Origin of the sequence: Vibrio sp. 10N.261.51.A4, from assembly GCF_041471945.1 — a bacterium.
In the GTDB taxonomy this organism is placed as follows: Bacteria; Pseudomonadota; Gammaproteobacteria; order Enterobacterales; family Vibrionaceae; genus Vibrio; species Vibrio crassostreae_C.
In genome coordinates this window covers 1-11,099 of record NZ_JBFRPJ010000117.1, presented here as the reverse complement: position 1 = coordinate 11,099, position 11,099 = coordinate 1, and the positions used below count along the sequence as shown (strand labels likewise).

Here is an 11,099-nt window from a genome sequence, read left to right as displayed (position 1 = left end):
GGTGAAACCTACGCCATGATTAAAGCGTTGAATAAGCTCACAGGGTTAGGTATGCCTAAAACGATAGAAATAGCCTAATAATCACCCATACTGGCCGTTTCTATCTGAGATCCAATTAGGAAACAAAGCCGGCGACAAGCTGAAAGCATCACGATGAGCCTCCCACCAACGCCAAACAGCGAAAGCGGCTTTTTTAAAGTGTCCAATGCCATGGCGTATCGCGGTTATCGAAAAACTCTAGAAGATGATGCGCAGCTCTTTGTGCTTACAGGAGGCCTTAATGGTAGTGCCATTGGGTATCAAAGTGGTGCGTTCGGGAATTTAACACCGACCGTCACCATAGAGGGCTACGAGTGCGTGCGACTCACGGCATTGAGCGGTGTGGTTAGACTCTCTTTCTCTGGTGATGTTTCTCTCAATGGTCGAACGGTTGTGATGTGGGTTAATGGGATCAGCTGCGACTTTGTGCTGTCTATTCAAGGCTCACTCTATACCGCCATGACGACAGACCCTAACGTGTACTCGATCGTTAGAGGCTCCCTAAGCGAAGAGTTGAACATTCAACTCCTTTTCCTTTAGGGCTTTGAGCCATGAGCATAAAAGCATTAGGCCTACTGTTAACCGGTTCTATTTTTCTAGGAGTGTATTTAATGAACAAGGAAACCATTAACAAAGCTGTGAGCCGCTTTGCGCTGTCAGCCAGAAGTGAAGCCAAAATGATGGGTGTACGCGGTGATTTAAAGCGAGTCGTTCGCCGCGCTATTGAGCTAACCCCGTTTGATTTTGGCATTACGTCAGGTAAGCGCACCGCAGAGGAACAGAACGCTCTATTCAAACAAGGAGCAAGCCAGTTAGACGGATACAGTAAAAAAAGCCGTCACCAATCGGGCTGCGCAGTTGATTTTGTTGTGTACGACGAAAACGGCAAAGTGACTTGGGGTTTTAGTTATTACGAACAAGTGAGTTGGGCATTCAAACAGGCAGCGGATGAGTTAGGTATTCCGATTGTATGGGGCGGTGATTGGGTCAGCTTTAAAGATGGTCCTCATATCGAACTCGATAGAGCCCATTACTCATAGTTACACCATCAAGTATTTAAGGAAGAGCAAATTACTATGAAAAGCTTACTAGAAAAAATCGGAATCGACCTTGACCAACCATCCACTAAAAAGGGTTTAGCGTTACTTGGCGTGGGAGCGGCTTTGGTAGCTGGTCACCCTGAGCTTATCACCGCAAGCGTATCGGCAGATGGTGTTCAATTCGGTGGTATTATTGGCGCAAGTGCTCCAATAGTATTTGGCCTATGGGAAACCCTACGCAATGAGTTCAAGTAATGGCAGAGTATCAAACACTAATAGTCGCCGTTGTTAGTGCGTTATCGAGCGGGGTTGGTGTAGGTATTACACTCAAAACTGATGTTAAGTGGTTGCGTTTGATGATGGAGAAAATGGATGAACGTTTGACGCGACTTGAAAGTAGAAGCCCTAATTAGTAGGGCTTTTTTGATTCATAGCAATGAATGCAAATCTTTCGATTCATTAACCTACGGATTATCTGTATGGTTTTGAGAGGTTACTCCATTAATTGCTCATGGTTGGATAGAACATTGGTCTCAGATATTTACACTTCTATTAAAGCTTACTTATATGATAGGACTGCAAGTCCATTGCTTGGTTCATTAGCAGTGTCGTTAACTCTGTGGAACTTTAAAATATTAATGCTGTTCTTTTCTAATACTAGCTATGCGGTGAAAGTATGGGAGATAGATTATTTTTATTCTCAACCGTTCTTTTCAGCCGATGGTTTTTCGTGGCTCACAAATTATTGGATGTGTGTATACGTATTGCCTGTATTGACAACTATTTTCTATATTTATATGTTCCCTTGGTTTGCTCATAAAGTGTTTGAGCATAGTTACAATAAACAAATAGATCTGAACAACAAAAAGAAAACGCTTCAAAAATCTGAACTGATCGATGCTGAAGATAAAGAAAAAATAATGCTGCTGAATGAGCAACTACGGTTGGAAAATCGAGAGTTAATTGTAAAGCACCGTATGGAAGTGGAAGAGCTTCAAGGACAGATTGATAATGCATTGAAAGACAAGCTAAGTGAAAGAGATGATGCAGATGATTCTCAACAAGAGCTCTTCAATACAATTCGGAATTTGGAGAAAAAAGTAGAAGAACTAGAAAATGATGACAATGTATTAGAGCTCAATACTGGTCATTCACCTGAACCAATCCTTGAGAACGAAAGTACTGAAGTTAATGAAAATAAAGAGGAAGGTGGTGATGTTAGTTTCTATTTTGAAGCGGATGAATATACAAAAAATCGGTACAAAAGGATTTTAGAGGGTTTGTATTTAGAAGATCGGCATAAAGGAGCTTTTGGATTGAAGAGTGATTTGTTCGATTCTGCAATGGTTCAGTTGATACTTCATAATTTGGTTCACAAACCTAACGATATTGGTAAGTACAGCATCACTGAAGAAGGTAGGGCCTTTTACTCAAAACTGAATAAAATGAGAGCTGGGTAGGTAGTAAAGGCTCATTACTGAGCCTTGTTATGTAACTTATGCGGAAACAGCTGCGTATAAACTTGCCACAAAATATTCAAGTTTCGGTGACCTGTTACTTGAGCTACTTCTTCAATTGAGTAGCCCTTTTCAAATAGTCGACTTGCTCCCTCTCTTCGTAGGTCGTGATACCTCAAATCCTCAATACCTAACTCGTTTCTCACTCTTTGAAAGCCTGCGCTAACACTTCGCGAGTTGTAGGGAAAAATAAGCTCACCCTTGTTCGGTTGTTTTAGTGCGATCGCAAATGACTCGCCAAGCAGCGGTACTATCATGTGATTACCTTCTTTCTTCCTCGGGTCTTTTCTATCTCTAACCAGTACCGTTTTATGTTCTTGGTTGAGATCTTCCCAACGCAGCTTGCAGACTTCACCTATTCGCATACAAGTAAGAATGCTGAACTCAAGAATGTCGGTGAATGGGATTCGAGTTGTGCCGTTTGGCCGGAAAGATTCACGTTGTTCTAATCCAAGCTTTAAGAGTTTTAGTTCTTCAGACGTTGGGCGACGTGTTCGTTTCTGACTCTTGCCGACTAATCCCATATCAATCAGGACGGGTACGGCTTCATCAAATATCTGGTGATTGGTGTCGACGTTGAAGACAGGCTTAGACTTTTTCATTACAGAACGGAGGTAAGCAACATCGTGATAGACCGTTGCGGGTTTGGCTCCTGCGCCTCTTCTATTTTTACAGTGCTCGATTAAGTCGCTAGTCCGTAGCTGATTACTATCAACTTTGGCGATATCACAATCTCTAAGCATCTTAATCACATAACGTTTGGTGCGGCCTGTATTGTCCCAAAGGTCACGCTCTGCCATGAACATATCGAGGAGTACCGAAAGGGGGACTGTTTTTGGCTGATTGAGTACCCCTTGAGCTTCTAGTTCAGCTACCCTTTTTTTACCGAAAGCTTTAGCGAGTGCTTTCTTTTTTAGAGTTTTGCTTTCCCTGTGTATAATGCGCGAATTCTTTTTAACGATGATTGTTACCTTGAACCTTGGTTCACCGCTTTTTAGCTTTCTGGTCTCGATGGTATAACTTGCCATTGTCCAACTCCTAAAGGGGTACTTGAGGGGTACTACAGGAAGTAATTCCGTTTAATTCTAGGTAATTAACTGTATGTTTGCACAGTATTAATTGAGGCTGAATCATGACAAACACTAATAAAACCAGTAAATACGCTAGTAACCGACTTTCTGTTGCACCCATGCTCGATTGGACTGACCGCCACTGTCGTTACTTTCACCGTTTGCTTTCTCAGCAGACTCTTCTGTACACGGAAATGGTAACAACGGGCGCGATCTTACATGGTAAGGGCGACTTCCTAGAATATAACGAGCAAGAACATCCTCTTGCACTTCAACTCGGTGGTTCAAACCCGGTTGATCTTGCTGCTTGTACCAAGCTTGCTGGTGAACGCGGTTATGATGAAGTGAATCTTAACGTAGGTTGCCCTTCAGACCGAGTTCAGAATGGTCGATTTGGTGCATGCTTGATGGCTGAGCCCGAGTTGGTGGCAGATTGTGTTTCAGCGATGAAAGAAGTCACTGATATTCCAATTACCGTGAAAACGCGTATCGGTATCGATGACCAAGACTCTTATGAGTTTCTAACTAAGTTTGTTTCGACGGTTTCTGAAAAAGGTGGCTGTGAGCAATTTACTATTCACGCGCGTAAAGCGTGGTTGAGTGGCCTTAGCCCGAAAGAGAACCGTGAGATCCCACCGCTAGATTACGATCGTGCATACCAAATCAAGAAAGATTTCTCTGATCTGGTGATTGCCGTGAATGGTGGCATTACGACTCTTGAGCAAACTAAGGAGCACTTACAACACCTTGATGGCGTGATGATTGGTCGTGAGGCTTACCATAGCCCATTTATCTTGGCTGAAGTCGATCAGCAGATCTTTGGTTTAGACACGCCAATCAAGAAGCGCTCACAAGTGGTTGAAGAAATGTACCCGTACATCGAACGTGAACTTTCAAATGGCGCAAGCTTAGGACATATCTCTCGTCACATGCTTGGTTTGTTTCAAAGCATGCCTGGTGCAAGACAATGGCGTCGCTACATCAGTGAAAACGCACATAAGAAAGGTGCAGGTATTGAAGTGATGCAAACAGCATTGGCTAAGATCCCTAAAGAGCTAAATGTTTAAGCTCCCTCTAAGTTAAAAACTTAAGGTTAAATTCGCCACTAGAGGTTAAATTTACCACTATAAATTTCCGAAAAGCCACGCATGAAGATGTGTGGCTTTTTATTTATCTGATAAATAAGGATTTTATAGGGTTGGCATACTTGGTATGGAAGCTGCAATGTTAGAAAGTAGGAAAGATAGGTCATTAACTCATTAGGGAGACCATTATGTTTGAATTAATATTTGTTCTTATTTTCGTTGCGACTCTACTTGTCACTGGTATTACGTTTATGACGGTATTGGCTGCAACCGGAGTGGCGTTATTAGTCATGTTGGTCTTAGGTATGATGGGCGTCGTGTTTAAGTTACTGCCTTGGTTGATCGTGATTGCAATCGGTGTGTGGTTTTTCAAAAATTTTGTACACAGTTCTAACCAGAGACGTTACTAAGGTCATCGTGCCGTCAAATCTTTACTCGTCAGCGGTTTATCGTTTTAGAATTTAAGATGTGTGGTAGAATTTTCCCCAATAATCTATGAATGTGCATACAATTAGCACTACGATATGGAATTGGAGCTATCTCAAATGAATAAAATGCCATTAATTGCTTTAGTGGGAATGCTATCTTTAAGTTCAGCAGTGTCTGCTGAAGAAGAGTTTTCTTACACGGCTAAAGTCGGTGCCGATATGTGGTGGGGAAGTACAAAGCTAAACGAAGTTAGACAAGATGACGATTCTAACTCACCTTCGTTGTATTTCGCATTTGAGCATAATGCCCCGATGCTACCAAACGCTAGTTTTCGCTATACTTCTGTCGATGCGGATTCATTGGCCTTCGATAAGTACGACTACACCTTCTATTACACATTGTTAGATCACAAGTTGATGAACTTTGATGCAGGTGTGACGTTCACTCAGTACTCAAACTCTAACTACATTGAGCCTAAAACGAGTACTCAAGCAACCTTTGATGAATTTACTTGGAGCTTCTACGGTAACGCAGAGATCAATGTGCCGGACACCAACTTCGATATCATTGGTACGATGGAGTTCGGTGATAGCAGTGGTATTAAGAGCACTGACTTGATGGCGGGTGTTCAGTACCGAATCCCTGTATCAGAATCTGAAATTGCCCTGCGTGGTGGTTACCGTGTTATCGATTTAGATTCGGATGAGTTCTTTAGCTCAGAACTAGGTAAGAGCTTTGTTATGGTCGATGGCTGGTTTGCTGGTGCTGAAGTGCGCTTCTAGGCCATATAAAGCAAATTTAGAGCGAATTTTAAGAACGCCACTTTATTAAGTGGCGTTTTTTATATCTATTGGTTACTTGAGTATATATCTTTCTGGAATTAGTTAGCACATTCATCACTTTCGACCATCCTTAATACAGAGAGCTAATTTGCGTCTATTCTTATAAGGTCTATGTAGTGAGGTCAAAGCAAGGGATGGAATATGACACTCAATGAATTACGAAATTTATATAGAGAAAACCTGTTAGTTGAAGCCATTATAGAGCCCTCAATTCAAGAAGGGTCTTGGGTTGTGGAGTTTCGTCATATGGGCGGTGGCTTTGTTCTGCTTACTGATGTTCATGGCGAAGAGTGTCATTACGCGGATTTAGACCTAGCATCTAAGTCGGCAATGGCGGTTGGCTTTCAGCAAGTACGCATTGAAAACCAGTAAGTCAATTTACGTTTCAATCGGTTTTTACTTCCAAAAAGTTATAAAACATACTTTTCTATTCTTTCTTGTTATTAAAAGGAGTGGTTAATCTATCGTCACGCAATGATTAGGGATGTCGTGACCATGTCTTTAAATAAGAAAGAGTCTTCACAAAACAATAATGCACAGTCTGGGGCTAATGAGTTACCTGGGCTAGCAGCACCACTTAATGACCAACAATTGGGTCATCTTCAGCAAACTGTTTCTGAACTGTCTTCACAGCAACTGGCATGGGTCAGTGGTTACCTTTGGGGAGTGAGCCAAGCTCAGCCTGTCGGTGCTGCTGCGCCAATCGCTCAAGCGGCCGCTGCAGTAGCGGCTAAGCCAGCGGGTAAGCTCAGCATTATCTTCGCTTCTCAAACCGGTAATGCTAAAGGCGTCGCTGAATCGCTAGAGGCAGAAGCAAAAGCCTTAGGTATCGCCGTCGAGCTTTTCGATGCGAGTGATTATAAAGGTAAGAACTTAGCCAAAGAGACACACGTCATTTTCGTCGCTTCAACCAATGGTGAGGGCGAAGCCCCTGATAACGCGATTGAGTTGCATGAATTCCTTCAATCGAAGAAAGCGCCAAAATTATCAAACCTACAATACGGTGTGATTGGTTTAGGTGACTCAAGCTATGAGTTCTTCTGCCAAACGGCTAAAGACTTCGATAACTTCCTCGCTAAGCTTGGTGCGAAATCGTTTGTCGACCGTCTTGATTGTGATGTTGATTACGAAGAATCAGCAACGGAATGGCGCGCTAAAGCATTAGAGCAAGTAAAAGAGACGCTATCGACAGGCACTGAAGCCGATGTGGTTCAATTACCAGTCGGTCAAGCGGCCGCCGGTCATTCGCAATACACCAAACAAAATCCATATACAGCGACACTATTAACCAGTCAAAAGATCACGGGTCGTGACTCGGGTAAAGATGTTCGTCATATCGAGATTGATCTTGATGAGTCGGGCATTACCTACCAACCCGGCGATGCGCTAGGCGTATGGTATGAAAACAGTTCAGAACTCGCAAATCAGATTCTTTCTAAGGTTGGGTTATCGGGTATCGAAAGTGTCGATGTCGATGGTGAGAATCTATCTATCCATAGTGCGCTAGTGAGTAAATTTGAGATTACCACTTCAAACCCTCAACTTGTGACTAAGTTTGCTGAGTTATCGGGCAGCAAGAAGTTAATCAAGCTGGTGGAAGATAAAGACAAGCTTCGTGAATACGCGGGTAATACTCAAGTTGTCGATGTTTTAGCTGAGAAGAAAACTAAGCTATCGGCTGATGAGTTAATTGGCCTGTTACGTAAGCTGACACCGCGTCTCTATTCTATTGCATCAAGCCAAGCAGAAGTAGATGAAGAAGTTCACTTGACGGTTGGTTTGGTTGAATACCAAAAAGGCGAAGAGTCTCGTTTAGGCGGAGCTTCTAGCTTCTTAGCTCAACGTCTTGAAGAGGGTGGTGAAGTGAAGGTGTTTGTTGAGAACAACAATAACTTCAAATTACCACAAGACGACAATACACCAATCATCATGGTCGGCCCGGGTACCGGTATCGCACCGTTCCGCAGTTTTGTTCAAGAGCGTGAAAACAATGATGCTGAAGGAAAAAGCTGGTTGTTCTTTGGTGACCGTACCTTTACTCAAGATTTCTTATACCAAGTTGAATGGCAAAAGTACCTCAAGTCTGGCGCGCTAACTAAGCTCGATGTTGCCTTTAGCCGTGACCAAAAAGAAAAGGTTTATGTTCAGGACCGTTTAATCGAACAAGCAGAGCAGGTGTGGCAATGGCTGCAAGAGGGCGCGTACCTCTATGTCTGTGGCGATGCGACTCGAATGGCTAAAGATGTTCATGAAGCGTTAGTTTCGATAGCGGAAAAGCATGGCAACCAGAGCCGCGAGCAAGCTGAACAATATATTAATGATTTACGTAAAGCGAAACGTTACCAAAGGGATGTGTACTAATGAGCAAGCAAGTAATAGAGCAAGAAGTGCTAGGTCAAGTACTTGGACCTTTGGCTGACAATGAGCGTCTTAAGCGTGAAAGTAATAACCTACGCGGTACGATTGAACAAGATCTCCAAGACCGCATAACAGGTGGCTTTACTGCTGATAACTTTCAGTTGATTCGTTTCCACGGTATGTATCAACAAGACGACCGTGATATTCGTAACGAACGTACCAAACAAAAGCTCGAACCGTTACATAACGTCATGCTTCGTGCTCGTATGCCTGGTGGCATCATTACCCCTAAGCAGTGGTTGGCGATTGATAAGTTCGCAGACGAAAGTACCTCTTACGGTTCAATTCGTCTAACAACTCGTCAAACGTTTCAGTTCCACGGTGTCTTGAAGCCGAACATTAAGTTGATGCACCAAACGCTAAATAGCATTGGCATTGATTCAATTGCGACAGCGGGTGATGTAAACCGAAATGTTCTATGTACGACAAACCCGGTTGAATCTGAACTTCATCAAGAAGCTTACGAGTGGGCGAAAAAGATCAGTGAACATCTATTACCGAAGACTCGTGCTTATGCAGAAATCTGGTTAGATGGTGAAAAACTAGAAACAACGGATGAAGAACCTATCCTTGGTAGCAACTACCTACCGCGTAAGTTCAAGACGACGGTTGTCATTCCTCCGCAAAATGATGTGGACGTCCATGCTAACGATCTTAACTTTGTTGCTATTGCTGAAGACGGAAAGCTGGTGGGCTTTAATGTGTTAGTCGGTGGCGGTCTTGCTATGACACATGGTGATACCTCTACTTATGCACGTAAAGCTGACGACTTTGGTTTTGTGCCATTAGATAAAACGTTAGATGTAGCAGCGGCGGTGGTAACGACTCAGCGTGACTGGGGTAACCGTTCAAACCGTAAGAATGCAAAAACCAAATACACACTAGACCGTGTTGGTATTGATGTATTCAAAGCAGAAGTAGAAAAGCGTGCAGGCGTAGAATTTTCTGAAAGCCGTCCTTATGAGTTTACTGGCCGTGGTGATCGCATTGGTTGGGCGGAAGGCATTGATGGTAAGCACCACTTGGCGTTATTTATCGAGAATGGTCGTTTACTTGATTTTCCGGGTAAAGCTCTGAAAACAGGTGTTGCTGAAATAGCGAAGATCCACAAAGGTGACTTCCGCATGACTGCAAACCAAAACCTAATTGTTGCGGGTGTGTCGACGAGTCAAAAGGCCAAGATTGAAAAACTGGCGCGTCAATATGGCTTGATGGATGATGCTGTTTCAGAGCAACGTAAAAACTCAATGGCGTGTGTGGCTTTCCCAACATGTCCTTTAGCAATGGCAGAAGCTGAGCGCTTTCTTCCTGAGTTTGTAACGGATGTTGAAGACATTCTGAAAAAACATGGATTACCAGAAGAAGATAACATCATCCTTCGAATCACAGGTTGTCCAAACGGTTGTGGTCGTGCAATGTTGGCTGAACTTGGTTTAGTGGGTAAGGCTCCGGGGCGTTACAACATGCACCTAGGTGGCAACAAGGCCGGAACTCGTATCCCTAAGATGTATAAAGAGAACATCACATCAGCTCAGATCTTAGAAGAGATTGATGCGCTGGTGGGACGTTGGGCTACGGAACGTAACGACAATGAAGGGTTCGGTGATTTTACAATCCGAGCTGGCATCATCGAAGAGGTGATAATTTCAAAGAGGGATCTGCATGCATAATTCTGTCGCTTCAAAACTGAAGTTAGCAGAGCTACTCGCATTGACTAAGACGGAGCAAATACTTCGTCTTGGACAAATCAACGCAGAGTTAGAGCAGCTAACCGCATTAGAAAGAGTTAAGTGGGCTTTAGATAATTTAGAAGGGACACATGTTGTGTCTTCTAGTTTCGGAATCCAAGCAGCATTGATGTTGCACCTAGTGACCCAAGCAAAACCAGATATTCCGGTTATTTTGACTGACACAGGGTATCTATTTCCGGAGACCTATCGCTTTATTGATGAGTTAAGTCAGAAGTTGACTCTAAACCTTCAAGTCTTTCGCGCCCAACAGAGCCCTAATTGGCAAGAAGCGCAATATGGAAAACTTTGGGATCAAGGTATAGAAGGGATAGAGAAGTACAACAAGCTTAATAAAGTTGAACCGATGAGAAGAGCGTTGGATGAGCTCGAGGCTGGGACATGGTTTTCCGGTTTAAGAAGAGAGCAATCTCAATCGCGTGCAAATTTGCCAATCTTATCTATCCAAAATGGTGTGTTTAAATTTTTGCCGGTAATCGATTGGACGAATAAAGATGTTCACTATTACCTAGAAGAGCATGGTCTCGGTTATCACCCGCTTCGAGAGCAGGGTTACCTTTCTGTTGGAGATACACATACAACTAAGAAGTGGGAACCGGGTATGACTGAAGAGGAAACTCGTTTTAATGGGTTGAAACGCGAATGTGGTCTCCATGAAGATGATGGAGAGCAATATGGTTCTGGGATTTAGACTCGTTGCCATTTAAAAAGCTGCCATGAGGCAGCTTTTTTTTTTTCTAGGATGAAAATTAGATCAATTGTGGATAAGTCTGTGGTTATTTTGTAAGTACTCTGTAGTTAAACTTGCACAAATAAGGCTTTGAGTGTTTATTCGCCATGTAATCGTTATTTTTGCATCTTTCTTTAATAAACACTTGCCAATGTGATGAACATCTCTATAATGCCGCCTC

General features: G+C 43.0%; 12 protein-coding genes. 11 read left to right on the top strand and 1 reads right to left on the bottom strand.

What is annotated here, in order from left to right:
* Positions 1-153 precede the first annotated feature (153 nt).
* The 4 genes from AB4384_RS22295 (at position 154) to AB4384_RS22280 (ending at position 2,539) form a co-directional block, all read left to right on the top strand.
* Complete coding sequence (locus AB4384_RS22295; RefSeq protein ID WP_102319776.1) at positions 154-579, top strand: hypothetical protein; 426 nt, start codon at positions 154-156, stop codon at positions 577-579.
* 71 nt (positions 580-650) lie between these two features.
* Positions 651-1,079 (top strand): M15 family metallopeptidase, encoded by a 429-nt coding sequence (locus AB4384_RS22290; RefSeq protein WP_102319777.1) that lies wholly within the window; start codon positions 651-653, stop codon positions 1,077-1,079.
* A gap of 36 nt (positions 1,080-1,115) precedes the next feature.
* A complete protein-coding gene (locus AB4384_RS22285; protein ID WP_102319778.1) occupies positions 1,116-1,334 on the top strand; it encodes a hypothetical protein in 219 nt (72 codons plus the stop codon).
* 272 nt (positions 1,335-1,606) lie between these two features.
* Positions 1,607-2,539: a hypothetical protein gene (locus AB4384_RS22280; RefSeq protein ID WP_133151354.1), complete on the top strand. Its 933-nt coding sequence runs from the start codon at positions 1,607-1,609 to the stop codon at positions 2,537-2,539.
* 14 nt (positions 2,540-2,553) lie between these two features.
* Here AB4384_RS22280 and AB4384_RS22275 read toward each other — a convergent pair whose 3' ends face one another.
* Positions 2,554-3,624, bottom strand: a complete 1,071-nt coding sequence (locus tag AB4384_RS22275; RefSeq protein ID WP_102319780.1) for a site-specific integrase — start codon at positions 3,622-3,624, stop codon at positions 2,554-2,556.
* A 104-nt stretch (positions 3,625-3,728) separates the two neighbouring features.
* On the opposite strand from AB4384_RS22275, the gene dusA reads away from it, so the two are divergent.
* The 7 genes from dusA (at position 3,729) to AB4384_RS22240 (ending at position 10,879) form a co-directional block, all read left to right on the top strand.
* A complete protein-coding gene (dusA, locus tag AB4384_RS22270; protein ID WP_372130135.1) occupies positions 3,729-4,733 on the top strand; it encodes a tRNA dihydrouridine(20/20a) synthase DusA in 1,005 nt (334 codons plus the stop codon).
* 206 nt (positions 4,734-4,939) lie between these two features.
* A complete protein-coding gene (pspG, locus tag AB4384_RS22265; protein ID WP_017059950.1) occupies positions 4,940-5,161 on the top strand; it encodes an envelope stress response protein PspG in 222 nt (73 codons plus the stop codon).
* Between the two features lie 135 nt (positions 5,162-5,296).
* Positions 5,297-5,962, top strand: a complete 666-nt coding sequence (locus AB4384_RS22260; protein ID WP_017063187.1) for a TIGR04219 family outer membrane beta-barrel protein — start codon at positions 5,297-5,299, stop codon at positions 5,960-5,962.
* Positions 5,963-6,163: 201 nt separating this feature from the next.
* Entirely contained in the window at positions 6,164-6,394 is a 231-nt protein-coding gene (locus tag AB4384_RS22255; protein ID WP_004735813.1) for a hypothetical protein, read from the top strand.
* Positions 6,395-6,517: 123 nt separating this feature from the next.
* Positions 6,518-8,383, top strand: coding sequence for an assimilatory sulfite reductase (NADPH) flavoprotein subunit (locus AB4384_RS22250; RefSeq protein WP_102394623.1), 1,866 nt, complete (start codon positions 6,518-6,520; stop codon positions 8,381-8,383).
* Positions 8,383-10,110 (top strand): assimilatory sulfite reductase (NADPH) hemoprotein subunit, encoded by a 1,728-nt coding sequence (gene cysI / locus AB4384_RS22245; protein ID WP_048612693.1) that lies wholly within the window; start codon positions 8,383-8,385, stop codon positions 10,108-10,110. The genes AB4384_RS22250 and cysI overlap by 1 nt, the downstream gene beginning before the upstream one ends.
* On the top strand, positions 10,103-10,879 hold the full coding sequence (locus AB4384_RS22240; protein ID WP_017059954.1) for a phosphoadenylyl-sulfate reductase: 777 nt from the start codon (positions 10,103-10,105) through the stop codon (positions 10,877-10,879). Before cysI ends, AB4384_RS22240 begins: the two co-directional genes overlap by 8 nt.
* Positions 10,880-11,099: the final 220 nt, after the last annotated feature.